Source organism: Caballeronia sp. INML3B (assembly GCF_023631305.1).
Lineage (GTDB): Bacteria > Pseudomonadota > Gammaproteobacteria > Burkholderiales > Burkholderiaceae > Caballeronia > Caballeronia turbans.
Window position 1 is genome coordinate 1 of record NZ_JALQDI010000049.1, and the last position, 17731, is coordinate 17731.

15 protein-coding genes are annotated in these 17731 nt (G+C 64.3%); 6 read left to right on the plus strand and 9 right to left on the minus strand.

The window, feature by feature from the left end; genetic code table 11:
* The 6 genes from NCS58_RS22260 to NCS58_RS22285 all read right to left on the minus strand — a co-directional run.
* Positions 1 to 287, minus strand: a 287-nt coding sequence (locus NCS58_RS22260) for an aldehyde dehydrogenase family protein (RefSeq protein WP_143756280.1), incomplete at its 3' end; no start/stop codon positions are given.
* Between the two features lie 20 nt (positions 288 to 307).
* Entirely contained in the window at positions 308 to 1105 is a 798-nt protein-coding gene (locus tag NCS58_RS22265; RefSeq protein ID WP_061116489.1) for an ABC transporter permease, read from the minus strand.
* Positions 1102 to 2013 carry an ABC transporter permease gene (locus NCS58_RS22270; protein WP_061116488.1) on the minus strand — a complete coding sequence of 304 codons (912 nt, stop codon included), beginning with the start codon at positions 2011 to 2013 and terminating at the stop codon, positions 1102 to 1104. Before NCS58_RS22270 ends, NCS58_RS22265 begins: the two co-directional genes overlap by 4 nt.
* Positions 2010 to 3344 (minus strand): FAD-binding oxidoreductase, encoded by a 1335-nt coding sequence (locus NCS58_RS22275; RefSeq protein ID WP_061116487.1) that lies wholly within the window; start codon positions 3342 to 3344, stop codon positions 2010 to 2012. Before NCS58_RS22275 ends, NCS58_RS22270 begins: the two co-directional genes overlap by 4 nt.
* A gap of 2 nt (positions 3345 to 3346) precedes the next feature.
* The gene (locus NCS58_RS22280) at positions 3347 to 4060 is read right to left on the minus strand and encodes an HAD-IA family hydrolase (protein ID WP_061116486.1); all 714 of its coding nucleotides are present in this window, start codon (positions 4058 to 4060) and stop codon (positions 3347 to 3349) included.
* Positions 4061 to 4093: 33 nt separating this feature from the next.
* A complete protein-coding gene (locus NCS58_RS22285; RefSeq protein ID WP_061116485.1) occupies positions 4094 to 5170 on the minus strand; it encodes an ABC transporter ATP-binding protein in 1077 nt (358 codons plus the stop codon).
* A 101-nt stretch (positions 5171 to 5271) separates the two neighbouring features.
* Here NCS58_RS22285 and NCS58_RS22290 point away from each other — a divergent pair, with 101 nt between their 5' ends.
* From NCS58_RS22290 to NCS58_RS22315, 6 genes are all read left to right on the plus strand, one after another.
* Positions 5272 to 6243 carry a LysR family transcriptional regulator gene (locus NCS58_RS22290; RefSeq protein ID WP_061116484.1) on the plus strand — a complete coding sequence of 324 codons (972 nt, stop codon included), beginning with the start codon at positions 5272 to 5274 and terminating at the stop codon, positions 6241 to 6243.
* Positions 6244 to 6618: 375 nt separating this feature from the next.
* Positions 6619 to 9051 carry a glucose/quinate/shikimate family membrane-bound PQQ-dependent dehydrogenase gene (locus NCS58_RS22295; protein ID WP_061116483.1) on the plus strand — a complete coding sequence of 811 codons (2433 nt, stop codon included), beginning with the start codon at positions 6619 to 6621 and terminating at the stop codon, positions 9049 to 9051.
* Positions 9052 to 9204: 153 nt separating this feature from the next.
* Positions 9205 to 10224 carry a porin gene (locus NCS58_RS22300; protein ID WP_061116482.1) on the plus strand — a complete coding sequence of 340 codons (1020 nt, stop codon included), beginning with the start codon at positions 9205 to 9207 and terminating at the stop codon, positions 10222 to 10224.
* Between the two features lie 252 nt (positions 10225 to 10476).
* Positions 10477 to 11772, plus strand: a complete 1296-nt coding sequence (locus NCS58_RS22305; RefSeq protein WP_061116481.1) for a sugar efflux transporter — start codon at positions 10477 to 10479, stop codon at positions 11770 to 11772.
* Positions 11773 to 11831: 59 nt separating this feature from the next.
* Positions 11832 to 12758, plus strand: coding sequence for a LysR substrate-binding domain-containing protein (locus NCS58_RS22310; protein WP_061116480.1), 927 nt, complete (start codon positions 11832 to 11834; stop codon positions 12756 to 12758).
* Between the two features lie 85 nt (positions 12759 to 12843).
* A complete protein-coding gene (locus NCS58_RS22315) occupies positions 12844 to 14103 on the plus strand; it encodes an MFS transporter (protein ID WP_061116479.1) in 1260 nt (419 codons plus the stop codon).
* Between the two features lie 94 nt (positions 14104 to 14197).
* On the opposite strand, the gene NCS58_RS22320 is transcribed toward NCS58_RS22315, so the two are convergent.
* The 3 genes from NCS58_RS22320 to NCS58_RS22330 all read right to left on the minus strand — a co-directional run bounded on the left by NCS58_RS22320 (position 14198) and on the right by NCS58_RS22330 (position 17662).
* Entirely contained in the window at positions 14198 to 15430 is a 1233-nt protein-coding gene (locus NCS58_RS22320; RefSeq protein ID WP_061116478.1) for an MFS transporter, read from the minus strand.
* Positions 15427 to 16629, minus strand: a complete 1203-nt coding sequence (locus NCS58_RS22325; RefSeq protein ID WP_061116477.1) for a YbfB/YjiJ family MFS transporter — start codon at positions 16627 to 16629, stop codon at positions 15427 to 15429. The genes NCS58_RS22320 and NCS58_RS22325 overlap by 4 nt, the downstream gene beginning before the upstream one ends.
* Before the next feature lie 109 nt (positions 16630 to 16738).
* Positions 16739 to 17662 (minus strand): LysR family transcriptional regulator, encoded by a 924-nt coding sequence (locus NCS58_RS22330; RefSeq protein ID WP_061116476.1) that lies wholly within the window; start codon positions 17660 to 17662, stop codon positions 16739 to 16741.
* Positions 17663 to 17731: the final 69 nt, after the last annotated feature.

Here is a 17731-nt window from a genome sequence, read left to right on the forward strand (position 1 = left end):
GCCGGCGCGCCGATCTCGCGCGAGATGACTTGGGCCATCTCGTCGTAACGCGCGAGATACGCTTCGAGCAGACGCTGGAGCAACGCGACGCGCTCTGCCACGCGCGTCTGCGAGAACGACACGAACGCGCGCCGCGCCGCTGCCACCGCGCGATCCACATCGCGTGCATCGCCGAGCGCGACTTCGCCGATCGCTTCTTCGGTCGATGGATCGATGACGGGCAAACGCATGCTGCCGAAAGGCTCGACCCATTCGCCGTCGATATAGAACTGCTGTAGATGTCGCATGTTTTTCCGTAGCGAAAGAGTCAGGCCCGCGCGGCCGACGATGAACGCCTGCTCACGACGACGATCATCACGAGGCACAAGGTCAGCGCCGTCAGCATCGTGCTGATGGCGGCGATGGTCGGATCGATTTCATCGCGCAACGTCACGAACATGCGGCGCGTAAGCGTCTGATTATTGCCGCCGGAAATGAACAGCGCAACGACGGTTTCATCGAGCGCCTGAATGAACACGAACACCGCGCCGGAAATCACGCTGGCCTTGATCTGCGGCAGCGTCACCGCCATGAATGCGCGAAAGCGGTTCATGCCGAGACTGCGCGCGACCATCTCCTGCGTGCGATCGAACGTGCGCAAATCCGCGCCGACGGAAATCAGCACATAAGGCAAACCGAGCATCGTATCCGCGATGATGAGGCCGCCGAGCGTGTTCACATAACCCATCTGCGTGAATACGAAGAACACGCCCACCGCTACGATGATGATCGGCACCATCAAAGGCAGCATCAACAGCGGTCGCAGATAGCGCAAGGACCAGTGCGATCCGTACTGAATGCCATAAGCCGCCGCGACGCCGACCGGCGTCGCGATGAGCGCCGCGCACGTCGAAGCTGCGAACGTGGTCTTGGCGGCATCGATCCACGCGGGGTTATCGAAGAACGTGTGATACCAGCGCAACGAATATGCCGGCGGGGGAAACGTCAGGAAGCGCGCGTCGGAAAAAGAAAGCGGCACGACGATGATCACCGGAATCATCAGAAACGCGAGTATCAGCATCACCGTTGCGCCCAGGGTCACGCGGCCAAACGATATCGGGTTCATTTCGCCCCCAGCGTCTTTTCGAGCGGAATCACGCGGCTCACGCCGTAGAAGATCGCGAACACGCAGATGAGCAGCACCACGCTCACCGAACTCGCCGCGCCCCAGCTGTTGTAGATCTCGACGTTGCGGCTCACGATCATCGACACCATCATCGACTTGCCGCCACCCATTAGTTCCGGCGTGATGTAGAAGCCGAGGCATAGCACGAACACGAGCGTCACGCCCGCGAGCACGCCGCTCATCGACAGCGGCAGGAACACGCGCCAGAACACATGCAACGGCGATCCGCCGAGACTCGCGCCCGCCTGCGAGAGATTCGGCGGAATCTTCTGCATCGCGGAATAGAGAGGCAGCACCATGAACGGCAGAAGGATATGCACCATTGCGATGATGGTGCCGAACTGGTTATATGAAAGCTGCAACGGCCGGTCGATCAGGCCCGCACCGATCAGCGCCTTGTTGATGAGGCCTGTGCGTTGCAACAGCACGAGCCATGCGTAGGTGCGCACGAGCACGCTGGTCCAGAACGGCAGGATCACCATGCCGAGCACGAGCGCGCTCCATCGCGGCGATATCGATGCCGCGAAGTACGCGACCGGATAGCCAAGCAATAGCGTGATGGCCGTCACGATGACGCTCAGCTTGAACGTCAGCAGAAATGTGTCGAGATACGCGCCCGTGAAGACGCGCCTGTAGTTCGCGAGCGACAACACGCCATCGTGATAGAAGGACTGCCACGACAACCATACGAGCGGCGCCACGAGCAGCACGACGACCACGAGCAGCGCGGGCACCATCAACAGCAGCATCGCGCGATCTTCACGACGCTGATGGCGCATCGAAGGGTCGATCGTCGCGGCTTGCATCACGGCGGTGTCCTGGAGAATCCGTTTGGCTGTCGTCATCATGCACCCACGGCGTCGAGAAACTGATACCACGCGGCGACGAGCCTCACGCCCGGCGCGCGCAGCGCATGGAACGGCACGGGCCGCAAGCCGTCTTGTGCGAGCATCGCCAGCTCCGCTTTGTCGCCGAGCGCCAGCGCCGCCGCGTGCTGGCCGATGAGGCTCGCCATCGCGACGCCCGTGCCGTTGTAGCCCAGACAGAATGTGGTGGCGTCGTCGCTGCGGCCGACATGCGGCAGCGCGTTGAACGTCATGCCGACATAACCCGACCAGCGATATTCCACCGCCACATCCTTCAATTGCGGAAAGAGCGCGACCATTGCGCGTTGCAGCGCGTCGAACCCGGTCGGCTCGCCTTCCTTGCCGAATGCATCGCGTCCGCCGAAGAGCACGCGGCCATCGACTTTACGGAACCACTTCATCATGCGGCGCGTTTCCGTATAGCTGCGACGATGCACCATGAGTTGCGAATCGAGCTCAGGCGACAGCGGCGCCGTTGCGATCATCGCGCTTCTGAACGGCACCAGTTCACGATGATAGGAAGCCGTGGCGTCGGTCAGATTCGAGTACGCGTTCGTGGCGACGATCACCTGCTTCGCGCGCACCGCCCCGCCTGGCGCCCGCAAAAGCACGCGGCCGTCTTGCGCGCGCGCCATGTCGATCACCGGTGTCGCTTCGTAGATCGGCACGCCGCGCGTGGTCAGGCCCGCCGCTATGCCGCGTACGTATTCGAGCGGCAGAATCGTGCCCGCATCCGCGCTCAGCACGCCGCCGACGAAACCCTTCGCGCCCGTCTCATGCTGCACTTGCGCGTGAGACTGCACGGTCATCGAAGCATCGCCGAGCATCGTGCGCACCCAGTCCGCTTCGGCACAGATCGATGAGAGCGCGCGCTCCGTATGCGCGCAGCGCAAGCTGCCCGTGTGCTCGAATTGCACGCGCGTCAGCTTGAATTCGTCGATGAACGCCTCGACCGCACGCACGCCGTCATGTGCGAGCCGATGCATGCGCTTGGCCACATCGATGCCATGCGCGCCCGCGATGGCCGGAAAAGACAGCCGGAACTTCGACGACACCACGCCGCCATTGCGCCCGCTCGCGCCCCAGCCGACCGGATTCGCGTCGAGCACCGCGCATTCGACGCCGCGCTTTTGCAGCGCGTATGCGGCGCTCAGGCCCGAATAACCCGCGCCGATGATCGCCACCTCCACATCGATGTCGCGTGCCAGCGGCGCGCCCGTGCTGACCGGCGCGTCCATCACGGGCACGCGCGCGGCCATCGCCCGCCATAGCGATTCGGGTTGCGGGCGCGATGCCATGGTTGGGGTGCGCATTGTCAGGCGACGGCGCGTACTTCGTCGTCGACGGCATCCGCGAGCGCGGCCAGCGTCGCGAACTTCCAGGTCGGCGTGGTGACTGCCTCGGGCACCGGCGTCGCGCCGAAGCCCTTCATGCCCTGACGCCGCTCGATCCAGCACGTTGCATAGCCCAGCTTCGTCGCGATGCCGATATCGTGATACTGGCTCTGCGCCGTATGAAGAATCTCCTCGAACTTGTAGCCAAACGCCGCCTGACGTCCGCGGTTATAGGCGAAGAATTGCGGATCGGGCTTCGCGACGCCAGTTTCATCGCAGCACACGGTATCGTCGAACGGATTGCCGAGCGTGTGCGTATAAGCCGACAACGCGACGCGATCCGCATTGGTCATCGCCACGAGACGGAAGTGCTTGCGCAGCCGCTTCAATGCAGCGACGGAGTCCTCGAACGCGGGCCATTCGAGGACATCGCGCTGAAATGCTGCGGCGGCTTGCGCATCTTCGGGCAAGCCGAGTTGTTTCGCGAGGTACAGATAGACGTTCGCCATCTCATGGCTCGAACGGCCCGGATGCTTCGCACGGCCGTCCATATACGGCGCGAAGATCTGATCATCGGTCAAGTCCTTTGCCTTCGGGCCGCCCAGCCGGCGCACAGAATCCAGCACGCCCTTTTCGAAGTTGATCAGCGTGCCGACGACATCGAACGTCAGGACCTTGAAATCAGTGAGATTCATTGCTTCATCCTCTACGGGTTGCGGTAAAAAGAATCAGGCCGACACGACGATCGTGTCTTGCGGATCGAGCGCGACGATCATCGAGGCGCCCGGCGCGGGAATGCGCTTGCGCGCCTCGTGGCTGCCGGGTTGCCGAAGACTGATCGCGGTGCCGTCGGCGAGCGCGGCGAACACGCGCAGGCTCTCGCCTTGATAGAGCACTTCCGTCACGCGGCATGAAAGACAGTTCACATTCGCACGACCCTCGTCGCCGTCGATGACGAGCTTTTCCGTCTGCACGGCAAGCAATAGCTTTTCGCCGCGCGGCAAAGGGTGCGCAGTGCGCAGCACGGTGTCGCCGAGACGCACCGCATCGTCGCCGGCGCGCGTGACATCGAGCATCGTCGCTTCGCCGATGAAGCTCGCGACGAACGCATCGCAGGGACGGTCATATAGGCGTTCTGGCGTATCGATCTGCACGAGCCGGCCGTCCTTCAAGACTGCGACGCGATCGCTCATCGTAAGCGCCTCGCGTTGATCGTGCGTCACGTTGACGATGGTCGCGCCGAGCTGCCGATGCAGTCTGCGCAACTCGATCTGCATGGTCTCGCGCAACTGCTTGTCGAGCGCGGAGAGCGGTTCGTCCATCAGAATGAGTTGTGGCTGAAACACGATTGCACGCGCCAGCGCCACGCGCTGTTTCTGTCCACCGGAAAGCTGATGAATGCCGCGGCTTTCATAACCTTTGAGTTCGACCATCGCGAGTGCATCGGCGACGCGCTTCGCCCACGTCGATTTCGGCTCGCGGCGCGCGCGCAATGAGAACGCGACGTTCTCGCCCACGCTCATATGCGGAAAGAGCGCGTAATTCTGAAACACGATGCCGATATCGCGCTTGTGCGGCGGCGCAAATGTAATGTCACGCTCACCGACCCATACGCTGCCCGATGAGGGCTGCACGAAACCGCCGAGGATGCCGAGCAGCGTCGTCTTGCCCGAACCCGACGGCCCGAGCAGCGAGACGAACTCACCCGGCGCGATGTCGAGCGATACGTCGTCCAGCGCTGTCACCGCGCCGTAGCGCTTGGTCGCGGACCTGATCGACACTCCCGTTTTAGCGCGTGCGTCCATGTCGTTCGTCTCGTCGAAAAGAGCAGTGGTTGGGAAAATACTATGTCGCCATGTTTTTGACGGCAATTCCAAAATTGTTGGATCGGGCATAACATGAAGTCATGCCAAACCTTCGCAAGAAACTGCCTAGCGCCAACGCGCTCTTCGTGTTCGAAGCGGCCGCGCGCTGCGGGAATTTCACGCGCGCCGCGCAAGAGCTTTATGTGAGCCAGCCCGCCGTCAGTCGCATGCTCGCGCGCATGGAAGACCATATCGGCGTGCGGCTTTTCGAACGCGTGCGCGGCGGTATCCAACTTACGGAAAGCGGAGAGATTCTGTATCGCAAGATTTCCGAAGGCTTCAGCGGCATCGAAAGCGCGATTCGCGAAATTGAGGCGCGCGCGACGGGCGTCGAAACGGTCACGCTGTCCGTATCCACCGGCTTCACGACGCATTGGCTCATGCCGCGCATGAGCCGCTTGAATCAAGCGTTTCCCTCGGTCGACATGCGGTTTCAATTGATATCGGGGCGCATCGGCGGCCCGCTGGTCGATGTCGATCTGGGCATGCGCTTTCTGCACGATGAAGAGATCGACGAAAACGCCGTGCTCGTGATGCCCGAGACGCTGCTGCCGCTGTGCAATCCGCGTTATCACGAACTCGCGCAGACGGATGCGGCGCGCGCGCATGGCGATACGGTCATCGTCATGGATGACGAGGAGCGCGGCTGGCACGAGCGTTTTCATGCGTTCGCTTCAAAGGAGCGCCATGCGGCCGGCATGCTGCGCTTCAACGATTACGCGATCGTCGTACAGGCAGCCTTGCTCGGGCAAGGGATCGCGCTTGGCTGGCTGAACGTGACATCGCACTGGCTCGCGCAAGGCGCGCTCGTGCCGGCCGAAGAGGAACTGCTCGTCACGAGTCGCCGCTGCTGTCTGCTCACACCGCCGAACCGGCCGGTGCGGCCCATCGTCGCCAGCGTGCGCGAATGGATCATTCAGGACGCGTTAAGCGACATGCGCACTGTCGAGATCAAATACCCGCGATTGGGTTTGCGTGAAGCGCTTCGTCAAACCGGCATCGAGCTCGGCTGAGGGCGTTTTGCCCGCCCGCTCGGTCTACAACGAAAGGCGAGCAATGCGGCGGATCGGGGAAGCCCTTTCTGCGCCCAACCGCATCGCATGGAACCGCATGCGGATCAGGAGTACTCGGTGCGTGATCGCATGAGTTCACAAGTCGCCCCCATTCGTCGGGACGCGTCAGCCCCCTGTCTTTGAGAAGTAAGCTTCAGGTCCAATCCTGCAGGGTTTTAACTAATTGTTTAAAATTCGCACCGGTGATTGGTGGATATGGTCATCGGCATATCGACTGCAGTCGCTGTCGCACCACGGAGCGCTCGCGGTCATTTGCACGTAGCTTTCGGTTCTCGCGTGCCGGCCTCACGCGAACAGTTTCATGGGAGAAGTCAGATGTCTGGAAGTGAAGCCCGGCCCTCAGCGACGCTGAGAGCCGGATGTGCATTGCTGGGGCTAGCGCTGCTGGCAGTGGGCCTGTTCTTCGTCGTCGGTGGCGCGAAGCTCGTGTCATTGCATGGTAGTGCTTATTTCCTGATTGCGGGCGTGGTCATTGCCGTATCCGCCGTGCAGTTCTTTCGGGCAAAGTCGTCCGCTGTCGTCATCTACGGCGCAGCATTCATTGGCACGCTGATCTGGGCGCTAATCGACGTCGGCCTTGATTTTTGGCCGCTCGTATCGAGGCTCATGGTGCCGGCCGGCTTCATGGTGCTGGCACTCCTCACCTGGCCGTCGCTTCGTAAGACCGATACCGCGCCGTCCGCAGCGAAGCCCGCCTTCGCACTCGCGGCTCTTATCGCGCTCGGCATGATCGTGACGTTCGTGCAGATGTTCCAGCCGCATCCGACGGTCGCCTTAGACGGCGTGCCGACGCCGCTCATACCCGTCGCGAAAGAGCAGGCGCAGAAAGACTGGAGCAATTACGGTAACACGCCGGGGGGCAGCCGCTTCGCCGCGATCGATCAGATCACGCGCGACAACGTGAACGACTTGCGGGTCGCATGGACTTTCCATACCGGCGATGTCCCCATCAGCCCGACCGGCAACGGCGCCGAGGATCAGGAAACGCCGCTGCAGATCGGCGATCGCATCTATCTTTGCACGCCGCATAACAACGTGATCGCCGTTGATGCGGACACTGGCAAGCAAATCTGGAAACGTGAGATAAACGCGCAGGCGCAGGTGTGGAACCGCTGCCGCGGTCTCGCTTATTTCGATGCGACCAAGCCGCTCGTTCAGCCTACGTCGGCGGGCGCGACGCCGGTGCCGCCCGTCGCCATCACGGCGGGAGCCAACTGCCAGCGCCGCTTGTTGATGAATACGATCGACGCGCGCCTCGTCGCTATCGATGCCGATAGCGGCGAAATGTGCGAAGGCTTCGGCGATCACGGCTTCGTCGATCTGAAAGCGGGCCTCGGCGAGGCGGCCGATCCGAAGTACCAGCTGACATCCGCGCCGACGCTGGCGGGAACGACAGTCGTGGTCGGGGGACGCGTCGCGGACAATGTGCAAACCGACATGCCGGGCGGCGTGCTGCGCGGCTTCGACGTGATGACGGGCGAGATGCGCTGGGCGTTCGATCCCGGCCACGACGATCCCAACGCGCGCCTGCAGCCGGGTAAGACCTATGCGCGCAGCACGCCGAACTCGTGGGCGCCCATGTCCTACGATCCCGCGATGAACACGGTGTTCATCCCGATGGGCAGCTCGTCTGTGGATTTGTGGGGCGGCAACCGCACACCGCTGGATCATCGCTACGCCACGTCGATCCTCGCTCTCGATGCGGCCACTGGCAAGGAAAAGTGGGTGTACCAGACCGTTCACAACGACCTCTGGGACTTCGACGTGCCGATGCAGCCGAGCCTCATCGACTTTCCCCAAGGCAACGGCCCGGCGAAGCCAGCTGTCGTGTTCGGTACCAAGTCCGGCCAAATCTTCGTGCTCGACCGCATGACCGGCAAGCCGCTCACCAAGGTCGAAGAACGCCCGGTTAAGAAAGGCACGATCCCGAACGAGCAGTATTCGGATACACAGCCGTTCTCCATGGGCATGCCGACGATCGGTGTCGGCCCGCTCAAGGAATCGGACATGTGGGGAGCCACGCCGTTCGATCAGCTGATCTGCCGCATCAGTTTCAAGTCGATGCGTTATGACGGCCTCTTCACGGCGCCGGACACGGATGTATCGCTGAGCTTTCCCGGATCGCTCGGGGGCATGAACTGGGGTAGTGTCTCGACCGATCCGAACCATCACGTCATCTTCGTGAACGACATGCGCCTCGGACTGTGGGTGCAGATGATCGCGCAGAAGACGGACAATGCAGCCGCAAGCAACGGCGGAGAAGCGGTGAACACGGGCATGGGCGCGGTGCCGCTCAAGGGCACGCCCTACGCGGTGAACAAGAACCGCTTCATGTCGCCGCTCGGCATTCCGTGCCAGAAGCCGCCGTTCGGCACGCTGTCTGCCGTCGACCTGAAGACGCGCAAGCTGCTGTGGCAAGTGCCGGTCGGCACCGTGCAGGATACCGGTCCATTCGGCATCAAGATGCGCGCGAAGATGCCCATCGGCATGCCGACGCTCGGCGGCACACTGGCGACGCAGGGCGGCCTTGTGTTTATCGCGGGCACGCAAGACTACTATCTGCGGGCGTTCGACAGCGCGACCGGCAAGGAAGTGTGGAAGGCTCGCCTCCCCGTGGGCAGCCAGGGCGGTCCTATGAGCTATGTCTCGCCGAAGACCGGCAAGCAGTACGTGCTGATTTCGGCGGGCGGCGCACGTCAGTCGCCTGATCGCGGCGACTATGTCATCGCGTATGCGCTGAGTCGATGATGCGTTTCTGACGAAGAACGGCGGCGGCGCCCGACGCGCGTGCCGCCGTGCGCTCCCCACAATTGAGCAGTATCGGCGGCTCCCGCCGAAGGTTCCATGAGTTCGATCATTCCTTCGAGTCGCCTCGTTGCGAGGCGCTCTCGTTCGCACGCCATGACGCGGCGTGCAGTTTCAGTCGGCATTGCCGTTTTATCCGGCGTGTGCGTATCAGCGGGTCACGCGCAAAGCTCGGTCACGTTATATGGCGTCATCGATACGAGCATCGAGGTGACGAATCCCGGCTCATCGTGGACGCCGCGGATGGATTCGGGCGCGTATCGCGGCTCGCGCTTTGGCGTGCGTGGCTCCGAAGCACTAGGTTCGGGCACGCGTCTGCTGTTTGACCTCGAAGGTGGCTTCAACTCCGCCGACGGCAGCATGTCCACCCCCGGCACGCTCTTCAATCGCCAGGCGTGGATGGGTGTCGGCGCGCCGTGGGGCGAAGTGCGCGTGGGCCGCCAGTATTCGCCGATTTACATTCCGTTCAAGGGACAACTCGATGGCTTCGGCGCGGGAACCATCGCATCGGGCCTCAACAATCTGTCGAAAATAACGCCCTACACCAACAACGGCATTACGTATCTGTCGCCGGATATGCACGGCTTGACGGCGACGGTGATGATCGCGTTGCGCGACAGTGGCAGCGGTAACGGCCTGTCCGGCGACTTCGAAACCTTCGCGTACCGTCAAGGCCCGTTGCGCATCTCCTACGCGCATCAGCAGACGCACGGCGGCACGGCGACGTTGCGCTCCAACCTCGGCGGCGTGTCGTACCGGCTCGGTCACGTGACGGCGTTCGTGTCCTTCTTCAACGACGATGGCGGTTCGCCCCGATATCACAACGACGGCTTGTCCACATCCGTGCGCTATGCGTTTAGCCCGCGTTTGCGCGCTTCCGCAGGGTACGCGTTCGCGCGCGACCGTTCGGGCGGCGGCAACGACGCGGACCAGTTCAGCCTCGCGTGCGAATACGACGTGTCGCCGAAGCTGCTGCTGTACGCGAGCGGCGCGATGCTACGCAACCGCGGCAATGCAACCTTCACGCTGAGAGGCGTCAACGTCACCGGCCTCACGCCTGCCTATCCTGGCGCGCCCGTTCGTGGCGTGCAGATCGGCATGATCGACCGCTTCTAGGCAAGCGCAGCCGTCAGTTGCTGGCCGTGCCGCAAAGAGCCTTACCTCATAATCTACGCTCGGGCACTACAGCTCGCGCCGAAGCGCAATACCGACCGGGCCATCACGATCGACCGTTTGCCACACAAATCATCGGATCGCAATGGCAAACTGCCGCAAAACCGCGGGCGTCGCTACCGCGCGGAACGCCGCTTGCGCCCGCAGCACGACCCGCACTTTCGCGCCCGAGGCCTACAAGCCGACCCACGTCCGATGAACACACGCCTCTTCAGCCTCACACGCATCCCGTTCTTCCTCCCACTCGCCGGCGCAACGCTGATGCTCGGCGTCGCGATGTCGTTCACCGCGCCGTATCTGTCGCTGTTCAGCGTCGAGCAGGCGGACATGAGTCCTCTGCGGCTCGGCGTATTCATGACGCTCATCGCCGCGAGCGGCGTCGTCGCCAGCGCTTTCGCCGGAAAATGGTCCGACAGGCACGGCCACCATCGCGGATTGCTGCTGGCGGCGCTCATCGCATCGTCGCTCGGCTTTTTGCTGCTGTGTCTCGTGCGCAATTACGCCGCGCTGGTCGCGATCGGCGTCGTGTTTCTCGGCGCGGGCGGCTCGGCCATGTCGCTCGTGTTCTCCTTTGCGCGGGCCGCACTGCCCGTCGATGACGCCGCCGAGCGATCCTTCGCGCTCGCCACGCTGAGGACCGTCCTCTCGATGGCCTGGGTATTCGGCCCCTCCGTCGGCGCGCTCGTGCTGGCCGCGGCCGGTTTCTACGGACTGTTTCTGTTTGCGGCAGCCTGCTTCATCGCGTGCGGCGCAATCGTCTGGCGCATGCACGATTCGCCCAAGGGCGACGCGCACAGCGCGCCCGCGCACTATGCAGGCGATCCGTCATCGCTGCTCGAAGTGACCGCGCCCGACACCGATGAATTCGTGCCGCCGCACGCCGGTGTGTCGCACTCGCGCGCGGAAATCTGGCGCGCCACGATCGCGATGACGCTCGTCGGACTCGCCGCGAGCGCGACCATGATCGTCTTGCCGCTTTACGTCGTGCACGGCATGCACGGCACGCGCATCGACGTGTCGGTGATGCTCGGGCTCGGCGCATTCCTCGAAATTCCGACGATGCTCGCGCTCGGCGCACGCGGCTCGCGACTCGACAAGCAGCGATGGCTCGCGTCGTCCGCGGCGGTGCACATGATCTATTTCGTTGCGGTCGCGGCATCGCAAAGCGTTCAGTTCCTGATTCCGATGCAGGCCTTCAATGCGTTCGTCGTGTCGGTGATTTCATGTCTCGGCATGACCTACATGCAGGACCTCATGCCGCGAACCCCGGGTGCGGCGACGGCACTGTTTTTCAACGCATCGCGCGTCGGCTCGATTCTTTCCGGCGTGTTGTCGGGCGCGCTCGTGGCGGCGCTCGGTTATCGCGGCACGTTTCTCGTCTGCGGTGGCATCGCGCTCGTCGCGGCGGTGCTGTTCGCCAACCCGCCGTTCAGGCTCATCGCGCGGCGCCTGGTTGCCTGGTGGCAGGCGCGGCGTCAGCCGGCTCGCTGACATCGCCTGCATCGGCAATGGCAATATAGACGCACACGTCGTCCATCCAACACGCCAACATGCCCCAGCGCCTCCCGCCGCTCAATGCACTGCGTCTTTTCGAAGCCGCCGCACGCCATCGCAGTTTCAAGGTCGCCGCCGCCGAACTCAACGTGACGCCGGGGGCGGTGAGTCACGGCATCGGCGCTTTAGAAGACATGCTCGGCGTCGAGCTTTTCGTGCGCGAGCCGCGCGGGCTGTCGCTGAGCGCGGCGGGCGAGCATTATCTGCCTTACGTCGCCGAAGCGTTCTCGCTCATCGCCATCGGCACGCAAACGCTGCCCGACAAGCGCAAGCGCCGCTCCATCGCCGTCACGTGCGCGCCCACGCTCGCCGCGCGCTGGCTCGTCCCGCGCCTCGCGGATTTCCGCGCGCACTGGCCCAACGTCGACGTGACCGTCGACACCTCGCGCCGTCAGGCGGGCTTTCCCGTCGATGGCTTCGATTTCGGCCTGCGCCTCTCCCGCGGTCCGGTCGACGGCGCGTCGTGGCAACGTCTGTTCGGCGAGCGGCTCGTGCCCGTGTGCAGTCCGGCCTATCGCGCAACGCTGACGGGCGCGGACGGCATGCCCGATCTCGCGCGCGCCGCGCTCATCCACGTCGATACGGCGAGTCAGGACTGGCAGGCATGGATCGACGCGGCGGGCATCGACGGCCTCGATCTCCACGGCGGACTGCGCTTCGATACCGTCCAGCTCGCGTTCGATGCCGCCGCGGCCGGGCTCGGCGTCGTCATCGGCAGACGTCCGCTCGTTGATCGCGAACTGGCGGCGGGCACGCTCGTCGAGGCGTCCGCGACGAGCGTCGAAACGCAGACCGCCTACTGGCTCTGCGAGTCGCCGCAAGCGAGCGCCCGCGCGGACCTCGTCGCGTTTCGCAACTGGCTGATCGCGCAGGCGGCGGAGTTCATCGAAAACAACGGCGACGAAGCGAACCGTCACGGTTGAACTGCGTTCATCCGTTCGCGAAAACTTTTCGTTTGTCAGCACGGACGTTCGCCTGCGAGGATGCGCGCAAGGAGGAAAACGCGCCATGTCATCCCTGTCGAGCACTACGAACACCAACCGCGCAACGACGTGGGCGCTCATCGGCGCTGCCGCGCTGATCCTGAGCGCCGCGATGGGCGTGCGTCAGACTTTCGGGCTATTCATCGGGCCGTTTTCTTTCGATCGCGGGCTGCCCGTCACGCTGGTCGCCTTCGCCATTGCGCTGCACAATCTCGTCTGGGGCTTCGCGCAGCCGTTCGCCGGCGCCGCGGCCGACCGATACGGTGCCGCGCCCGTGGTCGCGACGGGCGCGGCCACGTTTGCCGCGGGACTCGCGCTCGCGGCCGGCGCGACTTCCGGATGGATGCTCGTGCTCGGGCTTGGACTGCTCGTCGGCATCGGCATCAGTTGCACGAGCTTCGGCGTCGTGCTCGCGACGGTCGGACGCGTCGCGTCGCCACACACGCGCAGTGTCGCGATGGGTCTCGCCAGCGCGGGCGGCTCGCTCGGGCAAGTGCTGATGGTGCCGTTCGCGCAGACAGTGCGCGTGCATGCGGGCGTGCCGGCGTCGCTCTATGCCCTCGCCTTCGTGCTGCTGCTCGCCGCGCCTCTCGGCATCGTGCTCGATCGCGCGAGCCGTCGGAGCAAGGCATCGGTGTACGCATCGGCATCGAACGAAACACACGCGATGCCGCTGCGCGAGACGCTCGCGTATGCGTCGCGTCATCGCGGCTACCGGCTGCTCACGCTCGGCTTCTTCACATGCGGTTTTCAGCTCGCGTTCATCGCCACGCATCTGCCGGGCTATCTGATGCTCTGCCACATGCCGGTCGGGCTCGGCGCGACGGCGCTCGCGCTGATCGGCTTCTTCAACATGATCGGCAGTTGGGGATGCGGGTGGCTCGGCGGACGCTGGCGTCAGCATCACGTGCTCGCGTGGCTCTATCTGATTCGCGGCGGCACGATCGCCCTCTTCGTCCTGCTGCCGACGACGAGCGTGTCCGTCGTCGTCTTCGCCGCCGTCATGGGGCTGACGTGGCTCGGCACGGTGCCGCTCACGAATGGGCTCATCGCGAAAGTATTCGGCACGCGGCATCTGGGCACGCTGTTCGGCGTCGTGTTTCTCAGCCACCAGCTCGGCTCTTTTCTCGGCGCGTGGCTCGGCGGCTATGTGTTCGACACGACCGGTTCGTATTCGCTGATCTGGGGTGCGACCGCCGTTGCGGGTCTCGTCGCGGCGCTGCTGCACTTTCCTATCGATGATCGGCCTGTCGACGAAGCATCGATCGCGGGCGTGCGGGCTTGATTGGAGCGTGTCAGAAAATGTCGCCAACCCGCTTCGCATACCCCGACAAAAGAGCCCAACATGCTCCGAATGAAACCTGACCACGCGCGATACCTCAGCGCCGCCGCGCCCAGTACGCCAGCCCCGCACATGCAATCAGCAAGCTGCCAGTGGCGAAGAACACTGAGTGCAGCCCGAACCACACGCCGATCTGCCCGCCGATCAGCGGCCCCACCACCTGCCCGCTGAACTGCGCCGACTGCAGATAACCGAGCATCTGCCCGCTGCTGTTTTCACTGACGGCGCTGCGCGCGAGCTTCGCGATGGAAGGCAACAGGCCGGCAAGCGTCATGCCCATCAGCATGCGCAGTCCGGCGAGCTGCCACCACTGATGCACGAACGCCTGCGGAATCATCGCGATGCCGGTCAGCACGAGGCATCCGACGATCACATTCCAGCTTCCGATGCGATCCGCCAGCGCGCCGAGCCGCGCCGCCGTCAACATGCTGCCGAGCGCCGAGCAGGCCATGACGATGCCCGCGATGCGCGCCACGTGATCCGCACTCACGCCGAGACTGCCGATATAAACGGTGATGACCGGTTCGATCGACATGTTCGCGACCAGCACCATCATCGCGGTCGCGAGCAGCGCGGCGACCACGACATGGTTCGTGCGTGGCGCATGCGTCGAAGCCGCGTGCGACGCGCGCTTCTTCGCATCGTCGGGATGAAAGTCCTCTCTCACGAGAAAGATCGTGGCGAGCGCAGCCACCGTAATCATTCCCGCGCCCGCAAAAAACGTCCCGCGAATGCCGATCAATCCCGGCAGCATTCCGCCGATGAGCGGCCCGGCGAGATTGCCCGCGAGCGCGCCCGTCGACAATATGCCGAGCGCCCAGCCGGCCCGCTCGCGCGGCGCCTGCGTGCCGATCATCACGGTCGAGGCCGAGGCATAACCGCCGATCAACCCCGCGAGCAGACGCAACACGACCAGTTGATGCACCGAATGCGCCACGCCGATCAACGACATCACGACGGCCATGCCCACTGCCGCGCGCACGAGCATCGGCTTGCGGCCGTAGCGATCGGCGAGGCGTCCCCAAAGCGGCGCGGTGACGGCGGTGCCGAGAAACGTCGCGCTGAACGCGACGCCCGACCATTCGATCACCGCCGCCTGCGATTCCACGCCGAGCTGCCGGACATACAGCGGCAAGAACGGCAGCAGCATGCTGAGGCTCACGAGCGTCGTGAACGAACCGAACACGCAGACGGCGAGATTGCGCCGCCAGTACTGTTCGTTGCGTTCGGCGTAACCGGGCGGCACCGATGCGGAAATAACCTGGCTCATTTCGACCTCAACGCGGCAATGAGATCGATGGCGAGCGCAATCGCAAGCGCCCCCGCCCCGATCCCGAACAACAACCGATAATTGCCGCCGCTATTCGAAAACAGAAACGAGAGACCGTAAGCCGCGAGCGCCTGCAACACGGCGAATCCCGTGGTCGCGGTGCGCCACGCGCCCTTTTGCGCCGCCGGATGATGCCCGAGCAGTTCGTTCACGCGGCCGAGCACGAGCGGCACGATGCCCGGCGTGAACGCACCGACCAGCACGCTCGACACCATCAGCACACCCGAACTCGACGAAACCGCGGGCAGCGCGACGGCCACGAGCTGAAGCAGATACGCCACGCGCAATGCAGGCCCGAAGCCGGCGCGGTCGGCGAGATGGCCCGCGAGGAGCGGTCCGGCCATCGCGCCGAGCCCATACAGCACCCAGAACTCCGCGCCCGCGTCGACACCTTTGCCGAGACCACGCGCGACGAAATCGACGAGAAAAATCATATGCGGCACGAGACCGACCGCATTGAGCGCGTACTCGACGAACAGCGCGCGCAACGCGGGCGGCGACGGCGCCTTCGCATGGCGGTGTTCGTTCGCGTGCGCGGAGGCAGGCGCATCCTGCGACGGCCATCCGTTCCACGCGACGATCGTCAGCAGCGACGCCACCACCGCGAGCCCGAGCCAGGTCTGCGTGAGCCCTTGCCGAAGCAGCAGCGGCACGATCGTCCCCGACGCCGCGATGCCGAGCCCGATGCCGGTGAAGATCGCACCGCTCGCGAACCCGCGGCGCGACGGCGCGACATGCGCAATGATCGTCGGCGCGGCGAGCACCATCAACGCGCCGCCGGAAATGCCCGACAAGAACCGCCACGTGAAGAACCAGAGAAACGAAACAGGAAACGCGCACGCGATGAAGGCGACGGTCGCGAGCACCATCATCGCGCGCAGGACGGTCGCGGCGCGCGCGTGCCGCGCGAGCCAGCCCGCCGCGAGCGCGCCCGCGAGATAGCCGCCGAGATTGGCTGCGCCGAGATACGCCGCCGTCGACGCCGGAAACCAGTGCGCGCCGATGATCGCCGGCAGAAGCGGCGTGTAGGCAAAACGCGCAAGCCCGATGCCGATCAGACTTGCGCTGGCGCCGGCGAGCATGCCGCGCCAAAGATGGAACGGCTCGGGTTCCGGTCGATTCAAGACTGCGTATCGCATAGCCCCTCCACTACGGCTTCGAGCGCGGCCTACGCGCGCTTCGATGAAGGCCAGTCTATATTCGATCGAATGTGGAGAGAATCGACGCCCGCAGGAAGACAATCTTCCGTTATGCGGTTGAATCGATCTGCAATTGCTTGAAGTGACGCCGCAACCGCGGCGTCGCGAAATCGACGAACGCGCGCACCTTCGGCACCGACAGCCGTCCGTGCGGCGTCAGAAGATGCACCGGCAACGGCGCATGTTCGCTATCCGGCAGCACGATGCGCAGCGTTTCGTCCCTCACTTCTTTCGCGACGTGATAGGAAAAAAGCCGCGTGAGGCCGTGTCCTTCGACGGCGGAGGCCACCGCCGCGCGCACCGTGTTCACGATGAAACGCGGCGTGAACTGCACGACTTGCGGGATCGTCGAGCCGCCCGAAGTCGGAAAGCTCCACGAATCTAGGCCGAAGTGCGTCATCGAGATGATCCGATGTTGCGCGAGATCGGCAGGCTGTGCGATGCGCGGATGCTTCGCGAGATAGCGCGGCGACGCGGCCACGACGCGCCGCACCTCCCCCACGGGAATCGCGATCAGTGTCGAGTCCGACAGATGCGCGATGCGCAGCGCCACATCGATGCCTTCGTCGATCAGGCTCACGGGCCGGTCGAGCATTTGCAGGCGCACGGACACGGCGGGAAAGCGCGCGATGAAATCGTCGAGCATCGGGCGCAGCAGGTCTTCGCCGGCGGCGACGGGCGCGGTGATCGTCAGAAGCCCGCGCGGCGCGGAACGTTCGTGCGCGATCAGCAAATCGGCTTCTTCGAGATCGACGAGGATGCGGCGGCACGCGGCGGCATAACGTTCGCCGGCTTCGGATAGCTTGATCGTGCGCGTCGTGCGATGCAGCAAGGCCGTGCCGGTGTGTTCTTCGAGAAAGGCGATCGCGCGGCTCACGGCGGCGGGCGAGCGGCCGAGCCGCCGCCCCGCGCCCGCCAGACTGCCCTCGTCCAGCGTGGCGATGAAGACTTTCATCGCGTCGATTCGGTCCATGTCGGCTCGTTGCTTCGATTGATCGATGAAGCGCCAAGTCTACCGGACCGAATCGCCGATGCGCGCCGA

Excerpts from the sequence above, each read along its gene's own strand:
- NCS58_RS22285 (WP_061116485.1), bottom strand. The coding sequence starts at position 5,170 with ATGGACGCACGCGCTAAAACGGGAGTGTCGATCAGGTCCGCGACCAAG.
- NCS58_RS22295 (WP_061116483.1), top strand. The coding sequence starts at position 6,619 with ATGTCTGGAAGTGAAGCCCGGCCCTCAGCGACGCTGAGAGCCGGATGT.
- NCS58_RS22280 (WP_061116486.1), bottom strand. The coding sequence starts at position 4,060 with ATGAATCTCACTGATTTCAAGGTCCTGACGTTCGATGTCGTCGGCACG.
- NCS58_RS22315 (WP_061116479.1), top strand. The coding sequence starts at position 12,844 with ATGTCATCCCTGTCGAGCACTACGAACACCAACCGCGCAACGACGTGG.
- NCS58_RS22270 (WP_061116488.1), bottom strand. The coding sequence starts at position 2,013 with ATGATGACGACAGCCAAACGGATTCTCCAGGACACCGCCGTGATGCAA.
- NCS58_RS22320 (WP_061116478.1), bottom strand. The coding sequence starts at position 15,430 with ATGAGCCAGGTTATTTCCGCATCGGTGCCGCCCGGTTACGCCGAACGC.
- NCS58_RS22305 (WP_061116481.1), top strand. The coding sequence starts at position 10,477 with ATGAACACACGCCTCTTCAGCCTCACACGCATCCCGTTCTTCCTCCCA.
- NCS58_RS22330 (WP_061116476.1), bottom strand. The coding sequence starts at position 17,662 with ATGGACCGAATCGACGCGATGAAAGTCTTCATCGCCACGCTGGACGAG.
- NCS58_RS22265 (WP_061116489.1), bottom strand. The coding sequence starts at position 1,105 with ATGAACCCGATATCGTTTGGCCGCGTGACCCTGGGCGCAACGGTGATG.
- NCS58_RS22310 (WP_061116480.1), top strand. The coding sequence starts at position 11,832 with ATGCCCCAGCGCCTCCCGCCGCTCAATGCACTGCGTCTTTTCGAAGCC.
- NCS58_RS22290 (WP_061116484.1), top strand. The coding sequence starts at position 5,272 with ATGCCAAACCTTCGCAAGAAACTGCCTAGCGCCAACGCGCTCTTCGTG.
- NCS58_RS22275 (WP_061116487.1), bottom strand. The coding sequence starts at position 3,344 with ATGCGCACCCCAACCATGGCATCGCGCCCGCAACCCGAATCGCTATGG.
- NCS58_RS22325 (WP_061116477.1), bottom strand. The coding sequence starts at position 16,629 with ATGCGATACGCAGTCTTGAATCGACCGGAACCCGAGCCGTTCCATCTT.
- NCS58_RS22300 (WP_061116482.1), top strand. The coding sequence starts at position 9,205 with ATGACGCGGCGTGCAGTTTCAGTCGGCATTGCCGTTTTATCCGGCGTG.